Annotated in this window: 27 protein-coding genes and 2 pseudogenes; 13 read left to right on the top strand and 16 right to left on the bottom strand. The window is 57.8% G+C overall.

What is annotated here, in order from left to right; all coding sequences use genetic code 11:
* Positions 1-262 precede the first annotated feature (262 nt).
* The 7 genes from VY732_RS08995 to VY732_RS08965 all read right to left on the bottom strand — a co-directional run bounded on the left by VY732_RS08995 (position 263) and on the right by VY732_RS08965 (position 5,821).
* Positions 263-610 (bottom strand): ribonuclease E inhibitor RraB, encoded by a 348-nt coding sequence (locus VY732_RS08995; RefSeq protein ID WP_007914059.1) that lies wholly within the window; start codon positions 608-610, stop codon positions 263-265.
* A 209-nt stretch (positions 611-819) separates the two neighbouring features.
* A complete protein-coding gene (locus VY732_RS08990) occupies positions 820-1,053 on the bottom strand; it encodes a hypothetical protein (RefSeq protein WP_331695207.1) in 234 nt (77 codons plus the stop codon).
* A gap of 238 nt (positions 1,054-1,291) precedes the next feature.
* Positions 1,292-2,167: a polyamine aminopropyltransferase gene (gene speE / locus VY732_RS08985; protein ID WP_016982904.1), complete on the bottom strand. Its 876-nt coding sequence runs from the start codon at positions 2,165-2,167 to the stop codon at positions 1,292-1,294.
* Positions 2,168-2,406: 239 nt separating this feature from the next.
* Positions 2,407-2,598 (bottom strand): PLDc N-terminal domain-containing protein, encoded by a 192-nt coding sequence (locus VY732_RS08980; RefSeq protein WP_007914053.1) that lies wholly within the window; start codon positions 2,596-2,598, stop codon positions 2,407-2,409.
* A 71-nt stretch (positions 2,599-2,669) separates the two neighbouring features.
* Positions 2,670-3,200, bottom strand: coding sequence for a hypothetical protein (locus tag VY732_RS08975; protein WP_077571791.1), 531 nt, complete (start codon positions 3,198-3,200; stop codon positions 2,670-2,672).
* Positions 3,201-3,366: 166 nt separating this feature from the next.
* Positions 3,367-3,885, bottom strand: coding sequence for an ankyrin repeat domain-containing protein (locus tag VY732_RS08970; RefSeq protein WP_331695206.1), 519 nt, complete (start codon positions 3,883-3,885; stop codon positions 3,367-3,369).
* 97 nt (positions 3,886-3,982) lie between these two features.
* The gene (locus VY732_RS08965; RefSeq protein WP_331695205.1) at positions 3,983-5,821 is read right to left on the bottom strand and encodes a long-chain-acyl-CoA synthetase; all 1,839 of its coding nucleotides are present in this window, start codon (positions 5,819-5,821) and stop codon (positions 3,983-3,985) included.
* A 390-nt stretch (positions 5,822-6,211) separates the two neighbouring features.
* On the opposite strand from VY732_RS08965, the gene VY732_RS08960 reads away from it, so the two are divergent.
* Positions 6,212-6,490: a DUF3509 domain-containing protein gene (locus VY732_RS08960; protein ID WP_008080936.1), complete on the top strand. Its 279-nt coding sequence runs from the start codon at positions 6,212-6,214 to the stop codon at positions 6,488-6,490.
* A gap of 178 nt (positions 6,491-6,668) precedes the next feature.
* Here VY732_RS08960 and mtnC read toward each other — a convergent pair whose 3' ends face one another.
* From mtnC to aroC, 5 genes are all read right to left on the bottom strand, one after another.
* Positions 6,669-7,352 (bottom strand): acireductone synthase, encoded by a 684-nt coding sequence (gene mtnC / locus VY732_RS08955; RefSeq protein WP_137219039.1) that lies wholly within the window; start codon positions 7,350-7,352, stop codon positions 6,669-6,671.
* Between the two features lie 4 nt (positions 7,353-7,356).
* Entirely contained in the window at positions 7,357-7,902 is a 546-nt protein-coding gene (locus VY732_RS08950; RefSeq protein ID WP_007914042.1) for a 1,2-dihydroxy-3-keto-5-methylthiopentene dioxygenase, read from the bottom strand.
* Between the two features lie 94 nt (positions 7,903-7,996).
* On the bottom strand, positions 7,997-8,623 hold the full coding sequence (locus tag VY732_RS08945) for a methylthioribulose 1-phosphate dehydratase (protein ID WP_331695204.1): 627 nt from the start codon (positions 8,621-8,623) through the stop codon (positions 7,997-7,999).
* Complete coding sequence (locus tag VY732_RS08940; RefSeq protein ID WP_331695203.1) at positions 8,620-9,765, bottom strand: MFS transporter; 1,146 nt, start codon at positions 9,763-9,765, stop codon at positions 8,620-8,622. The genes VY732_RS08945 and VY732_RS08940 overlap by 4 nt, the downstream gene beginning before the upstream one ends.
* A 31-nt stretch (positions 9,766-9,796) precedes the next feature.
* Positions 9,797-10,888, bottom strand: a complete 1,092-nt coding sequence (gene aroC, locus VY732_RS08935; protein ID WP_077571784.1) for a chorismate synthase — start codon at positions 10,886-10,888, stop codon at positions 9,797-9,799.
* 130 nt (positions 10,889-11,018) lie between these two features.
* Between aroC and VY732_RS08930 the strand changes: the two genes are divergently transcribed.
* Both VY732_RS08930 and VY732_RS08925 read left to right on the top strand, forming a co-directional pair.
* The gene (locus tag VY732_RS08930) at positions 11,019-11,972 is read left to right on the top strand and encodes an alpha/beta hydrolase (RefSeq protein WP_116032927.1); all 954 of its coding nucleotides are present in this window, start codon (positions 11,019-11,021) and stop codon (positions 11,970-11,972) included.
* A gap of 99 nt (positions 11,973-12,071) precedes the next feature.
* Positions 12,072-12,863 carry a hypothetical protein gene (locus VY732_RS08925; protein ID WP_110721157.1) on the top strand — a complete coding sequence of 264 codons (792 nt, stop codon included), beginning with the start codon at positions 12,072-12,074 and terminating at the stop codon, positions 12,861-12,863.
* A gap of 113 nt (positions 12,864-12,976) precedes the next feature.
* On the opposite strand, the gene prmB is transcribed toward VY732_RS08925, so the two are convergent.
* Entirely contained in the window at positions 12,977-13,885 is a 909-nt protein-coding gene (gene prmB / locus VY732_RS08920; RefSeq protein ID WP_077571782.1) for a 50S ribosomal protein L3 N(5)-glutamine methyltransferase, read from the bottom strand.
* Positions 13,886-14,124: 239 nt separating this feature from the next.
* On the opposite strand from prmB, the gene VY732_RS08915 reads away from it, so the two are divergent.
* The 3 genes from VY732_RS08915 (at position 14,125) to VY732_RS08905 (ending at position 15,798) form a co-directional block, all read left to right on the top strand.
* Positions 14,125-14,715, top strand: coding sequence for a cysteine hydrolase family protein (locus VY732_RS08915; RefSeq protein WP_007914026.1), 591 nt, complete (start codon positions 14,125-14,127; stop codon positions 14,713-14,715).
* 130 nt (positions 14,716-14,845) lie between these two features.
* Complete coding sequence (locus VY732_RS08910; RefSeq protein WP_007914024.1) at positions 14,846-15,166, top strand: hypothetical protein; 321 nt, start codon at positions 14,846-14,848, stop codon at positions 15,164-15,166.
* 74 nt (positions 15,167-15,240) lie between these two features.
* The gene (locus VY732_RS08905; RefSeq protein ID WP_077571781.1) at positions 15,241-15,798 is read left to right on the top strand and encodes a Smr/MutS family protein; all 558 of its coding nucleotides are present in this window, start codon (positions 15,241-15,243) and stop codon (positions 15,796-15,798) included.
* Positions 15,799-15,940: 142 nt separating this feature from the next.
* Here the strand turns inward: VY732_RS08905 and VY732_RS08900 are convergent, their stop codons facing one another.
* Together VY732_RS08900 and VY732_RS08895 are read right to left on the bottom strand one after the other, a co-directional pair.
* A complete protein-coding gene (locus VY732_RS08900; protein WP_116032930.1) occupies positions 15,941-16,561 on the bottom strand; it encodes a hypothetical protein in 621 nt (206 codons plus the stop codon).
* A gap of 220 nt (positions 16,562-16,781) precedes the next feature.
* Positions 16,782-16,896, bottom strand: a pseudogene (locus VY732_RS08895) (DNA adenine methylase); the annotation flags it as partial.
* Here VY732_RS08895 and VY732_RS08890 point away from each other — a divergent pair.
* The 3 genes and pseudogenes from VY732_RS08890 to VY732_RS08880 form a co-directional block, all read left to right on the top strand.
* A pseudogene (locus tag VY732_RS08890) lies at positions 16,888-17,163 on the top strand (hypothetical protein); the annotation flags it as partial. The pseudogenes VY732_RS08895 and VY732_RS08890 overlap by 9 nt on opposite strands.
* Complete coding sequence (gene folE / locus VY732_RS08885; protein ID WP_010456659.1) at positions 17,160-17,705, top strand: GTP cyclohydrolase I FolE; 546 nt, start codon at positions 17,160-17,162, stop codon at positions 17,703-17,705. The pseudogene VY732_RS08890 and the gene folE, both read left to right, overlap by 4 nt.
* Positions 17,706-17,808: 103 nt before the next feature.
* Positions 17,809-18,180, top strand: coding sequence for a glutathione S-transferase N-terminal domain-containing protein (locus VY732_RS08880; protein WP_077572238.1), 372 nt, complete (start codon positions 17,809-17,811; stop codon positions 18,178-18,180).
* Between the two features lie 159 nt (positions 18,181-18,339).
* Here the strand turns inward: VY732_RS08880 and VY732_RS08875 are convergent, their stop codons facing one another.
* Positions 18,340-19,506: an aminotransferase-like domain-containing protein gene (locus VY732_RS08875; RefSeq protein ID WP_331695202.1), complete on the bottom strand. Its 1,167-nt coding sequence runs from the start codon at positions 19,504-19,506 to the stop codon at positions 18,340-18,342.
* A gap of 82 nt (positions 19,507-19,588) precedes the next feature.
* On the opposite strand from VY732_RS08875, the gene VY732_RS08870 reads away from it, so the two are divergent.
* The 4 genes from VY732_RS08870 (at position 19,589) to VY732_RS08855 (ending at position 26,148) form a co-directional block, all read left to right on the top strand.
* Positions 19,589-20,035, top strand: a complete 447-nt coding sequence (locus VY732_RS08870) for a MarR family winged helix-turn-helix transcriptional regulator (protein WP_077571779.1) — start codon at positions 19,589-19,591, stop codon at positions 20,033-20,035.
* Between the two features lie 290 nt (positions 20,036-20,325).
* Complete coding sequence (locus tag VY732_RS08865; protein WP_007914003.1) at positions 20,326-21,675, top strand: NCS2 family permease; 1,350 nt, start codon at positions 20,326-20,328, stop codon at positions 21,673-21,675.
* 87 nt (positions 21,676-21,762) lie between these two features.
* Positions 21,763-22,392 carry a LysE family translocator gene (locus VY732_RS08860; RefSeq protein ID WP_077571778.1) on the top strand — a complete coding sequence of 210 codons (630 nt, stop codon included), beginning with the start codon at positions 21,763-21,765 and terminating at the stop codon, positions 22,390-22,392.
* A gap of 228 nt (positions 22,393-22,620) precedes the next feature.
* Entirely contained in the window at positions 22,621-26,148 is a 3,528-nt protein-coding gene (locus tag VY732_RS08855; protein WP_331695201.1) for a calcium-binding protein, read from the top strand.
* The last annotated feature ends 38 nt before the right edge of the window (positions 26,149-26,186 follow it).

Below are 26,186 nucleotides of genomic sequence, written 5' to 3'. Positions count from 1 at the left end.
CGCGCATCCGCTGCAAAACTTCCCCGCGCACAGCGCCGCGAAGTCGCCAGCTCAACTGACCTGGACTGCCTGCGCAGCCCACCCTGCCTTAACCCTGACCGGTTTCCTCTCCTTATCGGTCTTCCCTTTTAGCCACCCTCTCCGGTGGCTTTTTTTTGCCTCGGTTTCTTGTTTCAGGGTTTTGCCACAGCGTTTTGCTTACGTCGGAAATGACAACGGCCAACCCGAAGGTCAGCCGTTGTTCAACAAATGAAACCAGAGATCAGTTCAAACGGTGGCGGTTGCGCACCTCCTGCTTTACGCCCCAGCCCTCGATGATGCCACCCAGAGGTTCAACCACGGCAGAGAATCCCTGCTCGAAGTCGCCGATATCGTCATAGGTCGCGTACATCACTTTGCTTAATTCCAGCGCCCACGCACCGTCATCACGCACGCTGACCTGGGCATTGATGGACTCACCGCGAAATTTGCCTGCCGCCCTGCGCGCCCGCTCCTCGTCCGGGAAAATCGCGTAGAACTCGATGGGATGGAATCGGGAAAAATCGAAACCGCCTTCTTTCATGCGGCGCAGAACATTGCTGCTGATGTCTTCTTGATAGGCTGTGCTCATGAATCGTCCCCCTCGCATAGATGGATAGACTTTCCGTATTCCCGCCCCGGGCCTCTGGCCAAAGTACTACGGCAACGTGGTTGCACGCGGGAACAAGCATGTAGCTGACAAGACCAGACCTTAGCGATCCGTTCGCTGATCTCGCTTGCAGAGTAGCCTCAAGATAGAGCTGCTGCCAAGGCCTGGTTGCTTCGGATGAAGGAAGATTTTCAGATTGGAGTGATGCTGCGGATCTTGATGCTGTTTTGGGTTTCGAGGCTTTTGACGCCAGCATCGGGGGTTCGCCCTTCCAGATCGTTGAGATCCAGTTTGGCGGCGACTGGCAGGAGCCGTTCCTTGATCAATCGAGCGGCCTCATCGTCGGTGGGGCATTCAGCGCGGTCGAACACCTCATCGACAATTTCACCATGATCGTTCACGAAAGTGACTTTCCACTTTTGCATCGGTGCCTCCTCGATCAAACCCGCAAATGGGCTTACCACTATCTCGACTGTGAACGCCGAAAGTTGGTTCAAAAGGATTACAGCGGGCGAAGATGAAAAAAACGACATCTATCGTGGGGGGCAAACAAATGTGGGAGCGAGCCTGCTCGCGAAGGGGTCTGTCCAGTCGACATATTCTTTGACTGACCTGACGCCTTCGCGAGCAGGCTCGCTCCCACAGGGGTAATGCGGTGTTCTTTTAGTCGTTGCTTGGCTTGTTGATCGCCTGCAGCACGTACTGCGGCAAGGCGAACGCGCCGATGTGGATTTCCGGGTTGTAGTAGCGCGTGACGATGCCGCTGCCGATGAAACGCTGTTGCAGGGTTTCACGGCTGAGCTTGCGGTAGGCCGGGTTGGTCGAGCCCCACGCAAATGTCATCGAACCGCCGATGTAGGTCGGTACGGCCGCCTGATAGAAGTGCCAGTCCGGGAACAGGCTGTTCAGACGCCCGGCGGTGGTTTTCACTTCGTCGATCTGCATGAACGGTGTGCCGTTCTGGGTCACCAGAATGCCGCCCTCGTTCAGGCAGCGGTGGCACGCCTGGTAGAAGTTCTCCGAGAACAACACTTCGCCCGGGCCGATCGGGTCAGTGGAGTCGGAGATGATCACGTCGAATTTTTCCGTGGTGGTGGCGACGAAACGCATGCCGTCGTCGATCACCAGGTTCAGACGCGGATCGTCGTAGGCGCCGCTGGAGTGGTTCGGCAGGAACTCTTTGCACATGTCGACCACGGTGCCGTCGATCTCGACCATGGTGATGTGTTCAACGCCGGCGTGCTTGGTCACTTCGCGCAGCATGCCACCGTCACCGCCGCCAATGATCAGTACGCGCTTGGCACTGCCATGGGCGAGGATCGGCACATGGGTGAGCATTTCGTGGTAGATGAATTCGTCGGCTTCGGTGGTCTGGATCACGCCGTCCAGCGCCATGACACGGCCCATGCGCGGGTTCTGGAAGATCACCAGGTGCTGGTGTTCGGTGCGCACTTCGTGCAGCAGTTTTTCCATGCGAAAACGCTGGCCGTAGCCTTCGTAGAGGGTTTCCAGGTACTCGCTGGTTTTGGTGACGGTCATGGTCAAGTGCTCCGATGAATGCGCGGGCGCCAATCGTGGGGACGATTGCCCGGGAAAGGCGCGCATTCTACGTTGCCGAAGATGACAGGTCGAACCTCACTTTATCGGCAACCCGCAATCCCTTGTAGGAGTGAGCCTGCTCGCGATAGCGGTTTTTCAGTCACTGACTCATTGACTGAAGGATAGCTATCGCGAGCAGGCTCGCTCCCACAGGGTATTGCGGTGTTCTCGGGATCGGCTCAGATCCGCACGTTGCCCCGCGGTCCGGCGATCGCCCAGATGATCAGGCCCAGCACTGGCAGGAGGATGATCAGCAGCACCCAGACGATTTTCATCCCGGTGGTCGCGCCGCTTTTCAACACGTTGATGATGGCCCAGATGTCGAGGGCAAGGATGATCAGGCCAATCAGACCGTTGAACGTGGAACCCATGGTGTCGCTCCAGAATAGTGGCATGCACTTTTAGGATAGACGGTCGCGCGCAGGGTTCCCTTTTATTGCACTCAGACGTGAACGGCGATCTTCAGGGCTTCGAGCGAGGGTGCGGCGGCGATGCCGACTTCGGCGCACAGTTCCAGCACCCGAGGCACGTCGTTGCCGAAGACCAACACCATTTGCAATTCGTCGTCGAGCAGTTGGCTGAAGTTCATCAGTGTGTAACCGCCGTTTTCCTTGTTCATGCTGCTCATTTGCACCTGGATGCGGTTGAGTGCAGTCAGGGCTTCGGTCTTGGCCAGTTGCTTGGGCTTGAGGTTGAAATCGACGCCCGGGCCGAACGAGGCGACGATCTGCGCGAACAGGTCAACGTAAGTGTCAGCCTGGAACAGCACGGTTTCCGGCAAGCTACCGACCACGACCCACTCGCCCAGCGGGATCGGGAAGGTGTCGTCGTAGTTGATGTCGGGGTTGGCTGCCAGAAAAGCATCGGCATCGGCGTAGGCCTGTGCCGCTTCGTCGGCGACTTTCAGGATCTCGTCCTCGCCCATGCAGCCGGAGCTGATTTTGCTGATGAGTTCGACGAGTGCGGCTTTCATGAGGGCGGATCCTGTGGCGAAGGTGATTTCGAGGGCGCGGAGGATAGCGCACAAAGCAAAAGATCGCAGCCTGCGGCAGCTCCTACAAGTTCAGCGTTCGACCGCGAAACGGGCCACAAACGCAATCAGTGTTGGAGCTGCCGCAGGCTGCGATCTTCTGATCTTATCAACCCAGCAATTTTTCCAGCTGCGCAGTCGTATCAACCGCGCCCATCGTCCGTGCAGCGTCCAGCGCCGTCACGCCGTTGGCGTCCTTGGCCTGCGCGTTGGCGCCTTTGCTGATCAGGTATTCAACGATTTCAACACGGTTGAACATCGCTGCCATCATCAGCGCCGTACGCCCATCAAACGACGAGCCCTCAATCTCGGCACCCGCCTCGACCAGCGCCTTGACCACTGCCAAATCACCTTTGAACGCCGCACCGGCAATCGGACTCTGGCCGTTGCCATTGCGCATTTCCGGGTCGGCTTTGTGTCTAAGCAGCACTTGCACCGCATCCACATGGCCGTAATAACTGGCCAGCATCAACAGGGTGTCGCCCTTGCTGTTTTTCAGGTTGACCGGCAAACCGGCCGTGACCAGACGATCAAGCATCTCGGCATCACCGTCGCGCGCCTTGTTGAAAACCTGCTCAGTGAATTCGGCAGCTTCTTCAGGGGTCATCTGGCGGCTTTGGTCGGACATGGGGCAACTCCACTTTCGGTCAATCGGAAAGCCGACAGTTTCCCGAGCGAGGCCGTGGCTGTCACCCCCTTTTTCTCAAGCCTGCCCATAGCCAGATTCAATAACGATGTTTGCCCTGATGAATTTCGGCCAATACGTCGTCAGTGACCCGAACATAAGTCTGCGTTCCGGGCAGCCAGGCGTAGATCGGATCATCGCCCGTCTGACCGGGGTCGAAGCCTTCATTTTTCAGGCGGGTTTTCTGATATTTGAAGGTGCCGGTGGTTTCCATTTTCACCTTCACCCGCAGGAACAACGGCACCGCGTAGGCCGGCATACGTTCCCGGGCAAAGGTCAGCAACTCGGCGAAATCCAGGGTTGCAAGGGATTCCGCAGGCGTGATCGCCGCCATTCCGGCACGGCCGTTGGTGTTGCGGATTTCCACGCCATAAGCCACTGCTTCGGAGATGTGCGGGTGTTGCAGCAACAGGTTTTCGACTTCAGTGGTCGAGACGTTTTCGCCCTTCCAGCGATACGTATCACCGAGCCGATCAACAAATTGTGCGTGGCCAAAACCGATGTTGCGCAGCAGATCACCGGTGTTGAAGAAACGGTCACCCTTGGTAAACACGTCGTGCAGCACGACTTTGGCGGTTTTCTGCGGATCGGTGTAGCCGTCCAGCGGCGCCTTCTCGTCGATCCGCGCCAGCAGCAAGCCCTGCTCACCTTTGCCAACCTTGCTCATGAATCCATCGGCGCTGCGCAGCGGTTCACCGCTGTCATGATCGTAGGCCACCAGCTCCCACGCCATCAGCGAGAAGCCAATGGTGTTGTCAAAGTTGAGGATGTTGGTAAATCCGATGTTGCCGTCGCTCGCCGCATACAGTTCACAGATGTGCTCGACAGCGAAACGGGTCTTGAACTCCGCCCATGCGCCGGGGCGCAAGCCGTTGCCGATCATCTTGCGCACATCGTGGCGGCTGTCATCGGCGCTGGCCGGTTGATCGACCAGATAACGACACAATTCGCCGACGTAACCGATGGTGGTCGCGCGATAACGACGCACGTCGTTCCAGAACTGGCTGGCGCTGAACTTGCGACGAATCGCGAAGCCCGAGGCGCCGTTGACTGCCGAGCCCCAGCACACGCAAAGACCGGTGGCGTGATACAGCGGCAAGGTGCAGTAGACGACATCGTCGGGGCCCATGTTGAGGGCGATCATGCCGAAACTGGCAGAACTGCGCATCCAGCGACCATGTTTGAACACGCCGGCCTTGGGCAGGCCGGTGGTGCCGGAGGTGTAAATGTAGAAACACGGATCGTCGAAAAACACCTGCTGACTGCTCGGCGGATTTTCGCTGGAGGCATCGGCACTGGCGCTGATCAGATTGACGTAGCCTTCGGGCGCAATGCCCGGATGGCTGTAGGTGTCCTGATCGGCGACAAACCAGGTGCGCGGCGCGGTGATCGCCACTTGGTCGCGAATCGCCGCATAAGCCGGAAGCAGTTCTTCGCCGACGACAATCGCCACCGGCGCCACCAGATTCACGCTGTGGATCAGCGTGTCGCGGGTTTGTGAAGTATTGAGCAGCGCGCTGACGGCACCGACCTTGGCCAGCGCCAGAATGGTCACCAGCAATTCCGGGCGATTTTCGATAAACACTGCGACCACGTCGCCCTTGCCGATGCCCTGCCCGTTCAGATAGTGGGCAATGCGGTTGGCCCACTGATTGACCTGCGAATAGCTCAGCAGCACGTCGCCCTGCAGTAGCGCCGGGCCTTCGGGATTGCGCAGGGTCGCTTGCTCGAACGTCCAGCCAAGGCCACAGCTTTGGGTCGGATCCGTGACATTTGCCACCTTCATGCCCTTGACCACCCGTGGGATGGCTTTGGCAATCATCGGCAGTTTGCGGAGCATCATGCCCCAGGTAATCGTGTCGCTTGGCGCGTGACTCATGGAAGCTCCCCGTTCGACCTTGACGTGCAGATCGATGTTTTTATTTTTCGGGCTTTGGCTTGATGCAACCGACGCGTTCAAGCGCAGGTCGAGATCGAAAATACGTCAGCGCTTCTCGCGCTGTACACGCGGTTTTTGCAATGTTTTGTATCCGCTGACTTGGCGGGCGCGAAGATGATCGCCGGGGCGACGATTGGTTCCGTCGAATAGACAATGATCCCGCAAAATGCAGGATGCACGATGGCCATTCATGCAGTTTGCACGACGACCTGAATTTTCTTATTTTTCAAGTTACTGATTTATAAGGAGTTTTTTATTTTCAAATGCTGGCACAATCGCTGCAACCTCCTTTGCATGCTTGCCATTCAAGTGCATACGGAGCTGAAAGACATGAGCCTGATCCAAGAAAAATTTACCTCCCTGTTCTCCAACTTCGACGTCACCACTGCGCCACGCCCCGATGGCGGGATTCTGCTGACCCTGCGCAGCAGCGACGGCAAAGTGTTCAAGCGCGCACTGACTTATCAACAACTGCATGCCGGCGACCAATTGTCGTGGGCGATCAGTGCAATTCGCCGCGACCTGGCTGAACAAGCCAGTGAACTGCCGCAAATTGCCATGCTGCAGAGCCAGCAGCGTTTTGCCCTGCCGACGTATCACTCGCTGTAAGTTCTAAAGCGCTTTAAACAAGACAGGCCGTGGAGCTTTCGCTTCACGGCCTGTTTTTTGTGTTGATGCAAAACCCTGTGTGCGAGCTTGCTCGCGAAAGCGGTGTGTCAGGGATAAATTTTTATCTGATATTCCGCCTTCGCGAGCAGGCTCGCTCCCACATTGGGGTTTTGTGTGGTTAGAAAGCTTCGGGTTCTATGCCGGTGAAGGTGTCGACGGTGATGTGACTGCCCAATTCGCCGCCTTCACGGGCGAGGCCGCAGGTTTGCAGGCCGGCTGCCTGCGCAGCGTCGAGTTCTTCGACGATGTCCGAGAGGAACAGAATCTCCCCCGCTTCAACGCCAATGGCTTTCTGGATATTGGTGTACGACTGCGCCTCGCGCTTGGGCCCCGACGTCGTGTCGAAATACCCGCTGAACAGCGGCGTCAGATCCCCCGCCTCCGAGCAACCGAAAATCAGCTTCTGTGCCTGAATCGAGCCCGACGAGTACACAAACAGTTGATAACCCGCCGCGTGCCAGCGTTTTAGCGCTTCAACGGCATCCGGGTAAACATGCCCTTTCAACTGCCCGGCGTGATAACCCTGGGCCCAGACCATGCCTTGCAAGGCTTTGAGCGGCGTGGCTTTGCGATCTTCTTCGATCCAGCTCAACAGAATCTCGACAACCCGTTCAACATCGGCCTGCGGCGCATTGCTATCGCGGCGCACAGCGTCGAGTTGCTCAGCGACATCGGCGCGTTCGGCGTTCTGCCGAACGAAATCCGGCAAATGTTTGGCCGCGTACGGAAACAGCACGTCAAACACGAAACTCACCGCGCTGGTGGTGCCTTCGATGTCAGTGACAATGGCTTTGATCGACATCGAATCAGTCCTCCAGTCGCGGGAAACGGCCAGCGATGTCTTCGCCGGTGAAGTTGGCAACCCAGCCTTCTGGGTTGTTGAACAGACGGATCGCGACAAAGTGCGGATGCTCGCCCATGTCGAACCAGTGCTTGGTGCCGGCCGGCACCGAGATCAAATCGTTCTTCTCGCACAGTACGGCGTAGACGTAATCATCGATGTGCAAGGTAAACAGGCCACGGCCGGCGACGAAAAATCTGACTTCGTCTTCGCCATGACGGTGTTCTTCAAGGAACTTGGCGCGCAATTCGGCTTTTTGCGGGTGATCGCTGTTAAGGCTGATGACATCGACGGTGATGTAACCGCGCTCGGTCATCAGCTTGTCGATCTGCTCTTTATAGGCGCTGATCACTTCTTCCTGGGTGGCACCGGGCTGGATCTTCGCGGCGGCTTGCCAGCGGTCGAAGCGCACGCCCTGCTCGGCCAGGGTCGAGGCGATGTCCTCGAAGTGCGTCAGCACTTTGTTGGGAATATCGGGGCTGGAAACGTGATAGACGGACAGGCTGCTCATTGGGGCAATTCCTCGGTATCGGCCTTGCCGTCCGGTTCTTGCAGACCGGTCGGGCACAGCATTTCATCAGGCAAATGGGCTACTTCCGGTGAAGTCAGCCTTGGCGGTTCATGACGCTGCGGGTTTTCAACTCGCATTCAAACAGAAATTCAAAGGCCTCGATCTGCCGCAGCGCGTCGTTCATCTGCGCGCCCCAGGTGTAGAGGCCGTGGCCGCGAATCAGATAACCAACGCAATCGGGATGGGCGTCGAGCCAAGGCTGCACCTTGGCGGCGAGGCGCGCAATGTCCTGATCGTTGTCGAAAATCGGCACGCGCACCCGGGATTCGTGGGTCGAAACGCCGCTGAAGGCTTTCTGCAATTCGTAGTCTTCGAACTCGATAAAGTCTTGCGGAGTCAGGCGCGACAGCACCGTGGCGTTGACCGAATGGGTATGCAACACCGCGCCGATCTCTGGGCGCCAGTTGTAGAGCTGGGTGTGCAGCAAGGTTTCGGCAGACGGTTTTTTACCCGGCTCCAGGCTGTTCCCAGAAAGGTCAGTGGCGAGCACATCGTCCAGACCCAACTGGCCCTTGTGCTTGCCGGACACCGTCAGCAGCGCTTCGCTCGGCGACAGGCGCGTCGAGTAGTTGCTGCTGGTGGCCGGCGACCAGCCGCGACCATAAAGAAAGCGCCCGGCATCGACGATTTGCTGGGCGAGTTGTTCACGCGTAAGGCTCATGGCCTGTCCTCTTGCATACGTGTGGCAATGATAACGGCAGCAGCGAGCGCCGCGAGACTGGCAATACTAAAGGTCAATGTCGCGCCGAGGGCATTCCAGCTGTAACCGGAATACAACGCGCCCATGGCGCCGCCGGTGCCGGCCAGTGCGGCGTACAACGCCTGGCCCTGCCCTTGCTGGCGCGCGCCGAAGCTACGTTGCACGAACGCGATGGCAGCGGCATGAAAGCTACCGAAGGTTGCTGCGTGCAGAATCTGCGCGAACAACAGCACCGACAGAAACTCGGCGAACGAACCTAGCAGCAACCAGCGCAGCGCCGCCAGCAGAAAACTCGCCATCAGCACCCGGCGCAGGGAAAACCGCGCAAGAATCCGGCTCATCGCCATGAACATCAGCACTTCAGCGACCACACCCACTGCCCAGAGCATGCCGATGGTGCCGCGTGTGTAGCCGAGCCGTTCAAGGTGCAAAGTCAGAAAGGTGTAATACGGGCCGTGGCTCATCTGCATCAACGCCACGCAACCGTAAAACGCCAGCACGCCGGGATTGCGCAGTTGCTTGAGGAAACCCTCGCCGGTCGGCCGATTGCCTTGCGGCGGTTGCGCATTCGGCACCCACAGACTGCTGAGCACGATGCCGGCCATGATCAGCACCAGCGCCGCCGGATAGATGTCGAGGCTGAGCCATTCGAACAGCCGCCCCAGCGCGACCACGGTGATGATGAAACCGATCGATCCCCACAGGCGAATCTGGCTGTAACGCGAGGTCTGCCCCTGTAAATGCGCCAGGGTGATGACTTCGAATTGCGGCAGCACCGCGTGCCAGAAAAATGCGTGCAGCGCCATGACCATCGCCAGCCAGGCGTAGGTCTTGCTGACGAAAATCAACGAGAAGGTCAGCAGTGTGCACGCCGCGCCAAAGCGCACGATGGCCAGGCGTTTGCCGGTGTAATCGCCAAGCCAGCCCCAGATGTTCGGCGCCACGCAGCGCATCAGCATCGGGATCGCGACCAGTTCACCAATGCGCGCCGGACTGAAACCGAGGTGATCGAAGTACAGCGCCAGAAACGGCGCTGTCGAACCGAGCAAGGCGAAATAGAACAGATAGAAACTGGACAGCCGCCAGTAAGGGAGCGCCGCCACGGTTATGCCGCGACGGCTTGAAGGTCCGCCATCAAAGCTGACCCAGCACCGGCGTGCTCACGCGCACATCGGCGTTCTGGCCACGGTGACGCAGCAGGTGATCCATCAGCACAATGGCCATCATCGCTTCGGCAATCGGCGTTGCACGAATGCCGACGCAAGGGTCGTGACGGCCCTTGGTGATCACATCGACCGGATTGCCGTGGATATCGATCGAACGGCCCGGGGTGGTGATGCTCGACGTCGGCTTCAGCGCCAAATGGGCAACAATCGGCTGACCGGACGAGATGCCGCCAAGGATGCCGCCTGCGTTGTTGCTGAGGAAACCTTCCGGGGTCATTTCATCGCGATGTTCGGTACCGCGCTGGGCAACCGAGGCGAAACCGGCGCCGATTTCCACGCCTTTGACGGCGTTGATGCTCATCAGCGCATGCGCCAGTTCGGCGTCGAGACGGTCAAAAATCGGCTCGCCCAGACCCGGCATCACGCCTTCGGCAACCACGGTGATTTTTGCGCCGACCGAGTCTTGGTCGCGGCGCAATTGGTCCATGTAGGCTTCCAGCTCAGGGACTTTGTCCGGATCCGGGCTGAAGAAGGCGTTCTCTTCTACCGAGTCCCAGGTCTTGAACGGGATCTCGATCGGGCCGAGCTGGCTCATGTAGCCACGAATGACGATGCCCTGGCTGGCCAGATACTTTTTGGCAATCGCACCCGCCGCCACGCGCATCGCGGTCTCGCGGGCCGAGCTGCGGCCACCGCCACGGTAATCGCGCTCGCCGTATTTGTGGTGATAGGTGTAATCGGCGTGGGCCGGGCGGAACAGATCCTTGATCGCCGAGTAGTCCTTGGACTTCTGGTCGGTGTTGCGGATCAGCAGGCCGATCGAGCAACCGGTGGTGCGCCCTTCGAACACGCCGGAGAGGATTTCGACTTCGTCGGCTTCCTGACGCTGGGTGGTGTGGCGGCTGGTGCCCGGCTTGCGGCGATCGAGGTCGCGCTGCAGGTCTTCGAGGGAGATCTCCAGGCCCGGCGGGCAGCCGTCGACAATGGCGACCAACGCCGGACCATGGCTTTCGCCAGCGGTGGTGACAGTGAACAACTTGCCATAGGTATTGCCGGACATGCAGGACGCTCCGTGAAATCAAACCCAAATTCGTGATGCGCGCCAGTATACGCAGGCTAACCGAGTAGTTCATCCTCGAACCTTAGTGGTGCTGGCGAGTCCAACCGGCACCTTGGCGAATGATGGCGTGATGATGCTGCGAGTTTTGATCTTGAGTCTTACCCTCTTTACGGGCTTTGCCCAAGCGACGGTCCTACAACGTCCGGTCACTTTGGATACCGGCACCGGCGAACTTTTCGGTTCGCTGCTGCTGCCAAAATCTGACAGCCCGGTGCCGGTTGTCCTGATCATTTCTGGCTCGGGTCCTACGGATCGTGACGGAAACAACCCCGACGGCGGGCGCAACGACAGCCTCAAGCGCCTGGCCTGGGTGCTGGCAAAACACAACATCGCCAGCGTGCGTTACGACAAACGCGGTGTTGCGGCGAGCCTGGCGGCGACGCCGGATGAGCGCAATTTGTCGGTGGAAGCCTATGCGGCGGATGCAGTGGCGTGGGGGCAGAAGCTCAAGACTGATCCGCGTTTCGGCAAGCTGATCCTGCTCGGCCACAGTGAAGGCGCGTTGATTGCCAGCCTCGCCGCGCCGAAAGTCGATGCCGCGGCGGTGATTTCCTTGTCCGGCAGTGCCCGCCCGGTCGATCAGGTGATCCGCGAGCAACTGGCCCGCAGCCTGCCGCCGCCGCTGATGCTGCGCAGTAACGAACTGCTCGACAGCCTCAAGGCCGGCCACACCGATGACAATGTTCCACAACCGTTGCAGGTGATTTTCCGCCCGAGCGTGCAGCCGTATCTGATTTCGCTGTTCCGTCAGGATCCGGCGAAAGCCTTCGCGCAATTGCAGATGCCGGCGCTGATCGTCCAGGGCAGCAATGACATGCAGGTCGGCGTTGGCGATGCGCAGGCGCTGAAAGCCGCCAAACCCGACGCCGAACTGGTGGTGATCGACGGCATGAACCATGTCATGCGCATCGTTCACAACGATATGAAGCGGCAATTGGCTTCGTACAAGGATCCAAATTTGCCGCTAGCGGCGGAACTCGGCGCGAAGATCATTGAGTTTATTGACGGACTTCGCACCCGTTAACGGTTGTTTGCCCTCTAGTCCTGCAAAAAACGGCCGATAAGCCTTTGTCGCCAGCGCAACGGCTGGCGACAAGCAGGGCTTGGACAGGATCTCGCCGTTATGACTGATACCCAGACTTCACCCGACACCACCGCTGAAAAAGACGCACCGCCAGCGGTCGAGCTGCCGTGGGCGGATGTCCACGTCGAGCACCACAAGATGCTCCGCCTGGCCCCGCTGCAAACCGATCGCAACACCGGCGGGCGCCCCTTGCGCTTCGTCGAATTCGGCTATGCCGAGCGCAACAGCAAAGAAAAAAGCCTGATGCGCATGGCGATCAAACTGCCCGGCCAGCGTGTGCGCAAAGAGCAGAATCAGCTGGACGTGTGGGTTGATCACACGACCAAGCGTGTGCACTTCGGCCCGGACAGCGGCCTACAGATCGAACCGATGAACCGTGGCATCGGCCGCTACATGGCCGCGCAAGGCATCAACTGGGCGAAAAAACGCTGGCCGACCTACACCGTCGACGGCATGGACTTGAACAACAAGGACGCGCTGAACGAAGACACGCGCCTGCGTCGCGATCATTTTCTGCGCGTGCATGGTTTTGATGTGGTGTACGCCGATGCCCAGCATTTGAAGGGCAGCGTCAAGGAAGTGCAGGTTGGCGATTTGCTCGGTGACTGGAACAGCGAAAAGCTGCAGATTGTCGAGATTCTTGAGGCAGCGCAGATGCTCCAGCAGGCCGAGCAGAATCTGGCCGAGCAGGAAGTGAAGCTGAAGAAGCAGGAAGACAAGGTCAGCAAGTTCAAGCGTGAAGATGCCGGGTTGCGTTTCACGATTACCTGTCTGGTGGCGTTTGCGGTGTTTCAGGCGGGGTTGTTGATCTGGATTGCTACGCACCGCTGATGGCTTGAGACCGCCGTGCGGCCATTCGCGAGCAGGCTCGCTCCCACCTTGGAATGCATTTCCCTGTGGGAGCGAGCCGGCTCCGGGCGGCGTTCCGACGAAGCTTTTAAGGGTCAGACGCGGGAAGCGAACAGGGCCTGATGATCGCGGCACTGCTCCGCTGTCAGCATGAACACGCCATGCCCGCCGCGCTCGAATTCGAGCCAGGCGAAATCCACTTCCGGGTACAGCGCGTCAACGTGAACCTGACTGTTGCCCACTTCAACGATCAGCAAGCCCTTCTCGGTCAGGTGATCCGCCGCTTCAGCGAGCATGCGTCGAACCAGATTCAATCCATCATCACCGCAAGCCAGACCCAGCTCGGGCTCATGCTGATATTCATCCGGCATATCAGCGAAATCTTCCGCATCCACGTAAGGCGGGTTCGACACGATCAGGTCGAAACGCTGACCCGGCAAACCATCAAAACCATCGCCCTGCACGGTGTAGACGCGTTCATCGACGCCATGGCGCTCGATGTTCTGGTTGGCCACTTCCAGCGCTTCGAACGACAGATCGGCCAGCACCACCTCGGCGTTCTGGAACTCGTAGGCGCAGGCAATGCCGATGCAACCGGAGCCGGTGCACAGGTCGAGAATGCGCGCAGGTTCGGTGCCGATCCACGGCGCGAAGTGGTTTTCGATCAATTCGCCAATCGGCGAACGCGGGATCAACACGCGCTCATCGACGATAAACGACATGCCGCAGAACCACGCCTCGCCCAACAGGTAAGCGGTGGGAATGCGTTCGTCGATGCGGCGCTTGAGCAGGCGTTGCAGGTTGACCAGCTCGTCGTCTTCCAGCGCGCAATCGAGGTAGCTGTCGGCGATTTCCCACGGCAGGTGCAACGCACCGAGCACGAGTTGCCGGGCTTCGTCCCAGGCATTGTCGGTGCCATGGCCGAAAAACAGATCCTCCCCATGGAAGCGGCTGACGGCCCAACGGATATGGTCACGCAGGGTACGAAGGCGGGAAGTGATCACGGCGCAGAACTCCAGAAAAAACGACTGGCGATTCTAGCAGCCAAAACGCCTGACGACGACGCAGGAAAAACATCGCGCCGACAGTAGGAGTTTTCTGTTTTTTGCATCAGCCATTGAACAGAACGTGTAACTTGACAAGGCTGCAGGCCAATAACGACGGTGCCTACGATGGTAGCGATTCACAGAACCGCTCAGCCAGAGGACAATGTCGCAAAAGCCCCACCCCAAGGAGCCCCAGAATGTCCGTTCCAAAAACGATGTTTCAACTCAGCGGTCGCGGTTACGCAGCGGCCACACTGAGCCATGCCACCGTGGTCATCATCGATGCCCAGAAAGAATATCTCAGTGGCCCGCTGGCCCTGAGCGGCATGGACGCGGCCGTCGCGAACATCAAACAAGTGGTTGCCGCAGCCCGTGCAGCCGGTCGGCCGATCGTGCACGTGCGTCATCTCGGCACCGTCGGTGGCTTGTTCGACCCGCAGGGCGAACGCGGCGAATTCATCCCGGGCCTCGAGCCACAAGGCGATGAAACCATTATCGGCAAACTCCTGCCGAGCGCGTTCCACGGCACCGAGTTGCTCGATCGTTTGCAAAACCTTGGCTCGCTGGACTTGATCGTCTGCGGTTTCATGAGCCACTCCAGCGTCAGCACCACCGTGCGCGCGGCGAAGAACCTGGGTTTCCGCTGCACCCTGGTGGAAGACGCCTGCGCCACCCGCGACTTGCCGTTCAAGGGCCGCGTGCTCAGCGCCGCCGTGGTGCAGGAAGCCGAAATGGCGATCATGGCGGACAACTTCGCCACCCTCGCGCTGACTCAAGACCTGATCTGATCTGCTCTGATGAGCGGCTCAGCGCGCCGCTCATCCGCAAAACCCTCTCATTTGCCGCAAATGCCATAGCCTCAGGAACAACCCGGTCAACTCCCGGTCGAAGGGCCGATACCCATTGAGGAAGGTCGGAATGAAGTTATCCGATGGATTTGACGCACGCCGCTTGCGGCCCAAAGGCCAAAGCAACTGGCGTTTTCGATTCGGCGCGGCGATCGCGGCCATTCTGGCCACGTTCGGCGTGCTGCTGGCGATGGCCGGAGCGGCCAGCCTGCTCGGCCGCCCACCGGCACTCGGTGACTTGAACGCTACGCCGATGGGCTCGGCGATCATTCTGGCGGTCGGTTTGCTGTTTCTGTATTTCGGTGTCGCCCTGTGGCGCCGTTGCCGCCGTCGCGCACGGCAATCGCGGGAACTGAACATGTCCCCGCACCTGATGAAAAAACACGACTGACTCACCGGCCTGGCTTTTTGCCGGGCCGTTTTGTTTCGACTTGGGTAAACTGGCCGCCCTTCGCGGAGGCTGACATGCAAGACGACGATTTTTCCCTGTTCAAAAGTGCGATCCAAGGCGTCAAGCCGATCAAGCACGACCGCGCCGACACCGGCAAACCCAAGGCAGACCGCGCACAGATTGCCAAGCTGCGCCAGTCCGCCACCGTGCGCACCGATGCCACCACCGTTGACGGTCTGTCCGATCAGTTCGTGATCGACGTCGGCCCGGAAGACGAGCTGATGTGGTCCCGCGACGGCGTGCAGGAAAGTCAGATGCGCAAGCTCAAGGTCGGCCAGATCCCGTTCGAAGGCAGCCTCGACCTGCATGGCATGAGCGTGGAAAAGGCCCGCGAAACACTTTGGGCGTTTCTTGCCGAAGCGACCAAATTCGAAATCCGCTGTGTGCGCGTCACCCACGGCAAGGCTGTGCGCCTGGACGGCAAGCGGCCGATGATCAAAAGCCACGTCAACACCTGGCTGCGCCAGCATGCCCAAGTGCTGGGTTTCTGCTCGTGCCAGGCCAGACACGGCGGCGCTGGCGCGGTTTACGTGATGCTCAAACGCACCATGATGGAAGGCCGCGACGAATAATCCGCCCCATCTGAAGCCCCGCATCGTTAGTCACGATGCGGGGCTTTTATTTGGCTGAAGCTGTTCGAAAGACAGAGCCGAACGGCAGCTTTCGGCAGTCGGCTTTGCACCCACTGCCAGCGCCCGACGCGTTAAGGGGGATTCAATGAGTGACAGGCGACAGCGCATCGTTTGCTGACGATGAGGGCACATAAACCGAATTGCTCAGTTCATGTTCCTCTTGGTGAGCCTTTTCGATGCGATACGTAAGTTCTTCTTCAAGGTTCTCATAGTCGACGTTTTTGCCGTCTTCGTCGCGCAGACCGCCATAGTTGAACACTACGAGATGCTTACGAAAGCCTTTACCCTTACGCGCACTTGGCATCTTGAAGAAGATCTTCCACCGGCTGTCATTAAAGTTCGGCAGGGTGTCAGCCTTTTCGGCAATGATATGAAGTACCGTATTGAGTTGCATCTGAGCTATCCCGCTGTACGATTCGACCTCTGTGGCTTCAATCGATGTGTAAGGGACTAACCCATCAGCATTGAAAAACCAGATGCCCTTGTCCTTGAGGATCATCAAAGTTTGCGAACCAGCGTTGCGATTCAGCCACGCCATGCCCAAGTACCATAACGAACACACCAGCAGCAGCGCAGCGATTCCATTGGACTCCATACGGAACCCCTGGATGGCCATGACCAAGAATAAAACACCGCCCAATAAAGCCCTCACAGGCACGCGGCGACGCTCGGTAAACGCCATATCATTGATTGAACTTTTCATGATCTTCCTTTGGCTAATAGGCGCGAAAATCGCATCCAGGTAATGCAAAAGGCCCTTTCGGGCCGTCGTTTCAATGAACCTTTCACTCAACACTTGTTGCCTTCCCCATGCCAAGACTCAGCCTCGACACGCAGCAGCTCTGCGGGGTTCTTTACAGGGTAAAGGTGACCTGTGGCCTGCGATTTTACTCGATAAAATCGCTGAAGTGAGAGATCTGATCTGGCGCCCTGGATGTCGGTGAGCGTTTCAGGGCGGGTCATTTTCTGCCATTCAAATACCTGTCGCGAACAGAGCGCCCATTTGAACAGGCCGACAAACTCTTTCACGCCGCGCTGATCGAATTGGGCATTCGCGCCCGCCGGCAATACAACTGCCGACACACATACGCTACCATGTGCCTCATGGCGGGTATGGACCCTGCGTTTATTGCCACTCAGCTCGGTCATAGCGTTCAGATGTTGCTATCGACTTACGCCCGATGGATCAATTCCAGCACTGACTGGGGTGAACTCGGCAAGCTCGAAAACAGCTTGATTGGTACAAAAATTGGTACAGACAGAAACAGTACCCCTCTGAAACCCTTATGGAATCAGCCCCTGTGACACTGGAACAGAACTACACCGCGATTCTCGGCCAATTGGGCGAGGACGTGTCCCGCGAGGGCCTGCTCGACACGCCAAAGCGTGCCGCCAAAGCCATGCAGTACCTCTGCCGCGGTTATGAACAGACGCTCGAAGAGGTCACCAACGGTGCCCTGTTCAGCTCCGATAACAGCGAAATGGTGCTGGTCAAGGACATCGAGTTGTACTCGTTGTGCGAACACCACCTGCTGCCGTTCATCGGCAAGGCGCACGTTGCGTACATCCCGAGCGGCAAAGTGCTGGGCCTGTCGAAGGTCGCGCGTATCGTCGACATGTACGCCCGCCGCTTGCAGATTCAGGAAAACCTCAGCCGCCAGATCGCCGATGCAGTGCAACAAGTCACCGGCGCGCTGGGCGTGGCTGTGGTAATCGAGGCCAAGCACATGTGCATGATGATGCGCGGTGTCGAGAAGCAGAATTCGTCGATGATCACTTCGGTGATGCTCGGTGAGTTCCGCGAAAACGCCGCGACTCGCAGCGAGTTTCTCAGCCTGATCAAGTAATTCGCAGCACGAAAAAAACCGGCATTCATCGCCGGTTTTTTTTCGCCCGAGAAAAATCGGGTAAGCTGCGCGCCTTTCTCAATATGCACCGTGAGGCTTCAACGTGTTCGTCAAAGCGCTTCGTGTCGGCCTCGGCCAACTGGTTATCTTCATCGACTTCATCACCCGTCCGGGCAAGAAAAAACGCCCCGCCGCTGCCCAGGCTCAGGTCGATGCAGCCGCGAAGGATCTGACCCTGTATCAGTTCCACGCCTGCCCGTTCTGTGTGAAAACCCGCCGTACGCTGCGCCGCCTGAATGTGCCGGTGGCGCTGAAGGATGCGAAGAACAACGAGCAGGATCGGCAGACGCTGCTGGATCAGGGTGGCCGGATCAAGGTGCCTTGCCTGCGCATTGAAGAGAATGGCCAGACCACCTGGATGTATGAGTCCAAGGTGATTATTGATTATCTGGATAAGCGGTTTGCGGCGATCTGATGGTTTTGTGCTGGGGCTGATGGCCCTATCGCGAGCAGGCTCACTCCTACAGGTGAATGCATTCCAATTGTAGGAGTGAGCCTGCTCGCGATAAGGCCACCACAAACACCAAAAATCTCAGACAAAAATAAACCGGCCCTTGAGCCGGTTTATTTGTTTTCACGCCGCTTTATCGATCTGCGCCTGGCGTACCACCGCCGCCAATCGCTTGAGCCCTTCATCCAGGCGCGCCGGATCGATGTGGCTGAAGTTCAAACGCAAATGCCCGTGATGCTTATCCGGATCCGGGAAAAACGGCTCCCCCGGCATAAACGCCACGTCATTGGCCAACGCCTCATTGAGCAACGTTCGCGTATCCAGCGGTTGCTTCAAGGTCAGCCAGAAAAACAACCCACCCTGCGGCATGTTCCAATCCGCCAGATCAGAAAAATGCTTTTCCAGCGCCGCCTGGAAGGCATCCCGCCGCTGTCGATAGAAACCGCGCAACTCGCTCAGATGCTGCTGATACTTTTCAGTACCGATCCACTGCAACGCCTGCCATTGGCCGATGCGATTGGTGTGCAGATCCGCCGATTGCTTGAGTTTGAGCAAGTGCGGAAACAGATCGGGACTGGCGATCAGATAGCCGACACGCAAACCCGGCAGCAAGGTTTTCGACACGGTGCCGGTGTAGATCCAGCTGGATTTCTGCAGGCGCCCGGCAATCGGCTTGGCGCTGCCGCCATCGAAAGTCAGTTCGCGGTAAGGCTCATCTTCGATCAGCGTGACGCCAAACTCGTCGAGCAAAGCCGCTACCGCTGCACGCTTTTCTTCACTGTAGCGCACGGCGGACGGGTTCTGGAACGTTGGAATCAGGTAGATAAACGCCGGGTGATGTTGCTCCAAACGCTCGCGCAACTGCGCCAGATTCGGGCCGTCGGACTCCTGCGGCACGGTCAGGCAATCGGCGCCGAACAGCTGGAATATCTGTAGTGCGGCGAGATAAGTCGGCGCCTCCAGCAAAATTTCCGTGCCTTTGTCGATGTACAGCTTGGCTGCCAGATCAAGGGTTTGCTGGGAGCCGCTGACCACCAGCACCTGACTCGCCTGACATTCCAGCCCAAGTGCCCTCGCCTCCGCCGCCAGAGCCTCGCGCAACGCCGGTTCGCCTTCGCTCATGCCGTATTGGCCGAGCGCCAGCGGCATGTCCGCCCATTCGACCTTCGGCAGCATGGCTTCGGCCGGCAATCCGCCAGCGAACGACATCACCTCAGGACGCTGGGCGGCGGCGAGGATTTCACGGATCAGAGAACTTTTAAGGCGCGAGACACGTTCGGAAAAAGCCATGGGGGTCACCGGTAGCGAGGCGGACGAAAAATGAGTCAAACTGGTTGACTGAAATTACGACAGCTTGAGCGAGTACGTCAATATGCTTGACCTTAAAAACCCATCCAGTCAGCAACAGGCCATGGAAGCGTTTTTCTTCGGCTATCAGGCCTTCACCGCCAAGGCTGATGAAATGCTCGAGCGCCGTGGGCTGTCGCGGGTGCATCAGCGCATCGTGTTTTTCATCGCGCGTTACCCGAATTTGAGCGTGAAGGAATTGCTGGGATTGCTCGGCGTGAGCAAGCAGGCGTTGAACATGCCGTTGCGGCAGTTGCAGGAAATGCATCTGGTGGACAGCGTGGCGTCGGAGGCCGACAAGCGTAAACGCCTGCTGGAGCTGACGGCGGAAGGTGCGAAGTTTGAGCAGACGTTGCGGCGTGAGCAGGTGAAATTGCTGGAGCGGGTGTTTGCCGAGGCTGGCGAAGCGGCGGTGAATGGCTGGTTGGCGGTGAATCTGGCATTGGGGAACAGTCAGACGGTTCTCGATTGAATGGGACTGCCTCTTCGCGAGCAGGCTCGCTCCCACAGGGGAACGCATTTCAAATGTGGGAGCGAGCTTGCTCGCGAAGGGCCAGCACAGGTGATATATCCCTATCGACGGAACTTTCGTAAACAAAACCAAAAACAATATTTGCTTTATTTGTACACAAAAGCATAATCCACAGCGTGCGAGTTCCTGACCGCATGGTCAACAAATTCGCGTATGCCTCAAAGGGCCGCTGCCACCCCTCATGGGTCCGGCCCTGGAAATAACAATAAAACTCTTGAGGAGTACTCGCTGTGGAAAGCCGCAAATCCGAAGCATCGACGCTGGACCTCTCGCCACCATTACGCAGTGGTCTGCTGGAACGTCTGTTCAAACTCAGCTTGCATGGCACCACGGTGAAGACCGAGCTGATTGCCGGTCTGACAACCTTCATCACCATGGCCTACATCATCTTCGTCAACCCGAACATCATGGCCGATGCCGGGATCGATCACGGTGCAGCCTTCGTCGCCACCTGTATCGCCGCCGCGTTGGGCTGCCTGTTGATGGGCCTCTACGCCAACTGGCCGGTCGGCCTGGCACCGGGCATGGGCCTCAACGCGTTTTTCACCTACACCGTGGTCGGCACCATGGGCTACAACTGGGAAACCGCGCTCGGTGCGGTGTTTGTCTCGGGCGTGCTGTTCATGATCCTGACCTTCTCGCGGATTCGCGAGTGGCTGCTCAACAGTATTCCGGTCAGCCTGCGCTTTGCGATGGGTGCCGGTGTTGGCCTGTTCCTTGGTCTCATCGGCCTGAAAACTGCAGGCATCGTCGTCGATAGCCCGGCCACTCTGATCAAACTCGGCTCCCTGCGTGAGCCTGGCCCGCTGCTCGCGGCCATCTGCTTCCTGATGATCGCAATCCTCAGCTACCACCGCGTGTTCGGTGCGATCCTCATCAGTATCATCACCGTGACCCTGGCCGGTTGGGGCCTGGGTATCGTGCACTACGAAGGGATCATGTCGACGCCGCCAAGTCTGGCGCCGACCTTTATGGCGATGAACGTGGCCGGCGTGTTCAACGTCAGCATGATCAGCGTGGTGCTCGCCTTCCTCTTTGTGCACATGTTCGACACCGCCGGCACGCTGATGGGCGTCGCCCAGCGCGCCAACCTGGTGAATGCTGACGGCCGCATCGAAAACCTCTCCCGCGCGATGAAAGCCGACAGTGCGTCCAGCGTCTTCGGCGCTGTGGTCGGTGTTCCGCCAGTCACCAGTTATGTAGAAAGTGCCGCTGGTGTAGCCGCTGGTGGTCGGACTGGTCTTACCGCAGTCACCGTAGGTGTGCTATTTATAGCGGCGATGTTCTTCGCACCGCTGGCCGGCATGATTCCCGCTTACGCCACCGCCGGTGCACTGATCTATGTGGCGATGCTGATGATGGGCGGCATGGCCCACATCGAATGGGACGAAGCCACTGACGCCATCCCGGCCATCGTCACCGCGATCATGATGCCACTGACCTTTTCGGTCGCCGACGGCATCGCGCTGGGCTTCATCACCTACGTGGCGTTGAAGGCCGGTACCGGCAAGTACAAGGAAATTTCCGTGAGCCTGTGGGTGCTCTGCGCGATCTTCATCGCCAAGTTCATCTTTCTGTAAGCGCTGCGCGGCACACGTTTGAAAACAGCCTCACCCTTGCGGGTGGGGCTTTTGTGCATCTTGATAACAATAGAAAGGAGCGAAACGATGAGTCTGGAAACCTGGCTGCTGTTCAGCGGCGCTGCACTGGTGGTGATCCTCATTCCGGGACCACTGTCATTGCTGATGATCAGCAACAGTCTGAATTACGGATTGCGCCGCTCCTATCCGGCGTTTCTCGGCGGTGTCTCGGCGTCGATCTGTTTACTCAGCGCCTCGGCATTGGGTCTGGGCGCGTTGTTGCTGGCTTCCGAACAGTTGTTCAGCGCTCTGAAAATCGTCGGCGGGCTGTACCTGTTCTACCTCGCCTGGCAAAGCTGGCAGCAATCGCGTCAGCCATCGGTGGGTGCCGAGGTGCCGCAAGCGGCCCCCGTCCCACGCTTTCGCGCCTTGTTCGGACGCGCCTTTGTATTGGGTGCGAGCAACCCTAAAGACATCCTGTTTTTTGCTGCGTTTCTGCCACAGTTCCTCAGTGCCGAGCAGCCGTTCCTGCCGCAGTTGCTGGTGATGATCGTCACCTGGACCCTGTTGGACCTGCTGTGCAAACTGGCTTACGGCCTTGGTGCCCATGGTGCCGCACGCTATCTGCGCAGCGGCAAAGGTCAGAGCTGGTTCAACCGGATCAGTGCCGGATTGTTCGGTGGCGCCGGGGCTGCGGCATTGCTGGGTAGCCATTGAAACGATTGAAGCGTTACTTCAAATGACTGCTGATGAGCTGCACACTCCCTGACTTGAAAGGCTCAAGCCAGGGAGCCCCGCCTTACGACGCACTCCCCCTCCTCCTGCCAAAAATGATTGGCCCAGCGTGCAATACACCGCAACAACCCGCTGATATACATCGCGCAAAATCCCCCCGTACTATCCCTCACGGTTTTAACGACAATCCGCCAGAACAAGGACGTTCAAATGGCCACGCTTATCAGCGAAGCATCGATACACATTGATCCGATCGTGATCACTGACATGCGCATTGAGAAAAATGAGAACAATGCTTCAACGATCGATATAAAAAACAGCCCTGATAACAGTCCGGATCTGCAGCGCAAACATAACATCGAGCAGTTGAGAATCAACGACTCGGTATTTGGCCCGCTGCAATTTGGCGATGTATCGATAACCCGGGTTGCCCTCGATGCATTGGGCGCAACCGTCGACAATCAACCGTTAAATGGCAAAAACACTTTCTTCCGAACACCCAAGCGCTCATTTACCGACGCATTGCAGTTCAGCGCAGTCAATATCGAACAGCACATAAAGTCCGCTACCGGCAACGACAGTTATCTGTTGCCGACGCTGCTTTTCGAAATGGCCAGCCGGCGTCCGTTAACGGCCCCCGGCATGATCAAGGAAAGCCTCGATTCCGATACTGACCCGGGTAACTATCGCAACAAGTTGGCGAAACTTTTAAGTTCCGCACAGAAACTCGACCTGAGTCATGCTCATCTTCCAAAGAACAACCGACGCTGGGTGGAGTTGACGAAAAGCTACTCCACACTGGGTTCAAGTGTCGGTATCCAGGGTTTCGGGATATTCATGGGATTGCGCGGTGTTGTCGATGCGATCAAAGCCAACAATAAAGCCGAAGTTGCAATTAACAGCGTTGGTATTGCATCGGAAGTAGGCTCCATCGCCGTGGACATCACCGTCAGCAAGATCGCCACCGAAATGCTCACCGCCGGCCAGACTGCCTTCAAGGACTTTGCCAAAACCCGATTTGCCCTGAGGCTGGGCCGCTCTGGCGGTTTGATCGGCGGCGCGCTGACACTGCCATTCGATGTCTTCACCGCGATCAGATCTTTCAGGGCCGCAGACAATACAACCGGCAAGGAAGCGATGGATCATTACGTCAGCGCAGGGTTGAGCATCACCAGTGCGGCCATGACGGTGATCCTTGGCACCGCCGCCATGGCCGGATTCTCCTTCGCCGGCCCGGTGGGGCTCGCGGCCGGAGCCATCCTGGCGATTGGATCGCAAGTCTATGGTGCAGTGCGTGTCGTCGATGACATCGATGATTACATCGAACTGACCCTTGATGAGCGTTGGCGCACCGGCTGGTTTTCGTTCTGCATGATGGACACCGATCAGGACATTCAGGATCGCTACAACGTCGCGAAAACCAGACTGCAACACTCAGCCCAATTGCGGGACATGGCTCGAAAGTTGTTGGAAGGTCCGTTGAAGGACACCACCGAAGCCATCATCCATGGCGGGTTCGAAGTCTTTCTCCAGCCAACCCTGGTCTGGACGCGCAATTGGTGGACCAAGCAAGACAGCTGGAAAACCGTCAACGTCCCAAAAATCAGAGGCACCGATGACATCATCGATGCTCGCGATGGCGTCACCAAAGACACGCCCGGCGTGGTGCTGGGCACTCCGGCAGAACACAAAGGTGTTTTGTGGTTGATCGGTGAGGGTCGCGACTCGATCAAGGGCGTGGAGAAAAAACCCAACAACTTCCATTACCGCTCGGGAAAGAAGGACCTGACCGGCGGCGAAAAGGACGACCGCTTCGTTTTTGAAAGCGCCGGCGATCTGCTTCGCGAAGGCGCGATGATTTCCGAGTTCTCGACGATAAAGGGCGCCGCCGGTAACGACACACTGGTGCTCGGTGGCGATTACTACACTCGCAACGAGGCCAAAGCGGGATATGACATCGATCTGCTGGCACAGACGCTCCAGACAATCACTGCTGATCCTGCCGCCGACAATGGCGAAAAATACACTTTCCACAGCTTTCTCGAAGGAATCGAAAATATTGAAACCCTGAAGGGTGCTGCATCTGTCGTGACGGGCAACGGGGCCAACAATCTCATTCGCTCGCAAGGCAAAGACAGGATCAATGCAGGAGCAGGAAATGACCAGATCCATCTGCTGCACGCCGGTGCAACGGCTTCGGGCGAGGCCGGTATCGACGAATACTTCATTGCCCACGAAGAAGGGTCTACCGCCATTCATGAGGATGGCGCACAGGCAAGCATTATCGTATTGAAATGGCGCGAGGAGCTGATTGAGAGCTGGGTGGTTGCGGACAATGCCTTGATCATCACCTCAGGTTTTGATTTCCATGACAGGCCCAAAAGCGTAGTCACTCTGCACGACATCTACATGCAAGTCGGGACGCAAAGGCAACTCAAGAACAGTCATCTGACGTTTCTCACCCTGGACGGTTACATCCTCAAACCTGTGCTGCCCGAGAACATAACCAGTGATGAAAACCTGCCTGTCGATGTCATTACCGTCAAAAAAGGTTACCCGGCAAAAGCAACCATTCTCTACGCGGCTGACTGCTGGATCATGCATAAGCATGATGTGCGTTACTACCTGCCGCGCTCCTCGCAACCAACCCGGTTCCATTCGGTAGAACGTACCGACGCCGTGACCACCCTTTATCTGGATTACGCCAGCAGTGAACTGAGCAAAGCCGAAGCCCACTTCATTGCGCGACAATCGGACAAGAACCAGGACCTGCTCGCGGGCTGTGATCTTGCCTACCACTTTGGCGAGAAGGTCTTGACGCTTAAATACTTTGCCGGAGCACGAGGAGGAGAAGACCCGCGCAACATGACCAAAATTCTGCGGACCATGGCCGTTCGCACGTATAGCAAATATGTTCTGGTATTCAACGACGGTGTTGCTTTGAATGCAGGACTTACGCCGGAAACGGATGTCGCCCCTGCTGACAAAAACTACCCTACGTATTCTTTCAAAGAATGGACAACTCCAATCAACTTGCCTTTGAAGTTTCGAACAGGCGAGTTCCCTTATGAGCTGCCGACCAATGAGGCACACGAACTCGGCAGCAAAAACGGCTGCGCGATGCTCACCTCCGCGCCTGGGCAAACCGCCATGGAAAGCCTGGAAGGTGAAGGCTCCACATACCTGATCCATCTGGCGGCTGACATGACATTCAGGCTTTCTACGCCGGGCGCGTTGGCCAACGCCACAGTCCGTCTGCCCTATTCCTCGACCTGGGAACTCGATGCGACCACATTGGGCAAGGTCACGATCACACTGGAAAACAACCAACTGCACATCGGCACCTGCCGGATTCATTTACCGGTTTATGACAGCGAAGACCTGATTGATCAGGTACGCGTCATTACCGAAAACGGTGTTGTACATACGGTTGACCTGTCCTTCGACCGTATCTATCTGGATGGCCTTGATGCACGGTATTTTGAAGAACCCGACGCGGCCAAAGCTTTACCCGAAGTCTTTTCCTCAATGGCCAGCAAAGAGCTGAAGGTCAGAAATATCGCCACCATCGATCATCTCAGTGAAACGGTGAACTACAGCTTCGCCGCCCACGGCTGGATTCTGCGCGCCGACAAGTCGCGCATTGAATATTCGCAGTTGCGGGTGATCAATCGTTGCAGCCATCAAGATAAATACATCTTCTCTCCACAGCCCTTGATTGACGTGCCCCCCGCCTGACGCTGCAGACGTCGGTCGATGGCTGATCGCGATCAGCG

Source organism: Pseudomonas sp. ZY71 (assembly GCF_036542145.1).
Lineage (GTDB): Bacteria > Pseudomonadota > Gammaproteobacteria > Pseudomonadales > Pseudomonadaceae > Aquipseudomonas > Aquipseudomonas koreensis_A.
This window is presented reverse-complemented; position numbering and strand designations above follow the sequence as displayed.

Excerpts from the sequence above, each read along its gene's own strand:
- VY732_RS08995 (WP_007914059.1), bottom strand. The coding sequence starts at position 610 with ATGAGCACAGCCTATCAAGAAGACATCAGCAGCAATGTTCTGCGCCGC.
- VY732_RS08990 (WP_331695207.1), bottom strand. The coding sequence starts at position 1,053 with ATGCAAAAGTGGAAAGTCACTTTCGTGAACGATCATGGTGAAATTGTC.
- speE (WP_016982904.1), bottom strand. The coding sequence starts at position 2,167 with ATGACCGTCACCAAAACCAGCGAGTACCTGGAAACCCTCTACGAAGGC.
- VY732_RS08980 (WP_007914053.1), bottom strand. The coding sequence starts at position 2,598 with ATGGGTTCCACGTTCAACGGTCTGATTGGCCTGATCATCCTTGCCCTC.
- VY732_RS08975 (WP_077571791.1), bottom strand. The coding sequence starts at position 3,200 with ATGAAAGCCGCACTCGTCGAACTCATCAGCAAAATCAGCTCCGGCTGC.
- VY732_RS08970 (WP_331695206.1), bottom strand. The coding sequence starts at position 3,885 with ATGTCCGACCAAAGCCGCCAGATGACCCCTGAAGAAGCTGCCGAATTC.
- VY732_RS08965 (WP_331695205.1), bottom strand. The coding sequence starts at position 5,821 with ATGAGTCACGCGCCAAGCGACACGATTACCTGGGGCATGATGCTCCGC.
- VY732_RS08960 (WP_008080936.1), top strand. The coding sequence starts at position 6,212 with ATGAGCCTGATCCAAGAAAAATTTACCTCCCTGTTCTCCAACTTCGAC.
- mtnC (WP_137219039.1), bottom strand. The coding sequence starts at position 7,352 with ATGTCGATCAAAGCCATTGTCACTGACATCGAAGGCACCACCAGCGCG.
- VY732_RS08950 (WP_007914042.1), bottom strand. The coding sequence starts at position 7,902 with ATGAGCAGCCTGTCCGTCTATCACGTTTCCAGCCCCGATATTCCCAAC.
- VY732_RS08945 (WP_331695204.1), bottom strand. The coding sequence starts at position 8,623 with ATGAGCCTTACGCGTGAACAACTCGCCCAGCAAATCGTCGATGCCGGG.
- aroC (WP_077571784.1), bottom strand. The coding sequence starts at position 10,888 with ATGTCCGGCAATACCTATGGCAAGTTGTTCACTGTCACCACCGCTGGC.
- VY732_RS08930 (WP_116032927.1), top strand. The coding sequence starts at position 11,019 with ATGATGCTGCGAGTTTTGATCTTGAGTCTTACCCTCTTTACGGGCTTT.
- VY732_RS08925 (WP_110721157.1), top strand. The coding sequence starts at position 12,072 with ATGACTGATACCCAGACTTCACCCGACACCACCGCTGAAAAAGACGCA.
- VY732_RS08915 (WP_007914026.1), top strand. The coding sequence starts at position 14,125 with ATGTCCGTTCCAAAAACGATGTTTCAACTCAGCGGTCGCGGTTACGCA.
- VY732_RS08910 (WP_007914024.1), top strand. The coding sequence starts at position 14,846 with ATGAAGTTATCCGATGGATTTGACGCACGCCGCTTGCGGCCCAAAGGC.
- VY732_RS08905 (WP_077571781.1), top strand. The coding sequence starts at position 15,241 with ATGCAAGACGACGATTTTTCCCTGTTCAAAAGTGCGATCCAAGGCGTC.
- VY732_RS08900 (WP_116032930.1), bottom strand. The coding sequence starts at position 16,561 with ATGAAAAGTTCAATCAATGATATGGCGTTTACCGAGCGTCGCCGCGTG.
- VY732_RS08875 (WP_331695202.1), bottom strand. The coding sequence starts at position 19,506 with ATGGCTTTTTCCGAACGTGTCTCGCGCCTTAAAAGTTCTCTGATCCGT.
- VY732_RS08870 (WP_077571779.1), top strand. The coding sequence starts at position 19,589 with ATGCTTGACCTTAAAAACCCATCCAGTCAGCAACAGGCCATGGAAGCG.
- VY732_RS08860 (WP_077571778.1), top strand. The coding sequence starts at position 21,763 with ATGAGTCTGGAAACCTGGCTGCTGTTCAGCGGCGCTGCACTGGTGGTG.
- VY732_RS08855 (WP_331695201.1), top strand. The coding sequence starts at position 22,621 with ATGGCCACGCTTATCAGCGAAGCATCGATACACATTGATCCGATCGTG.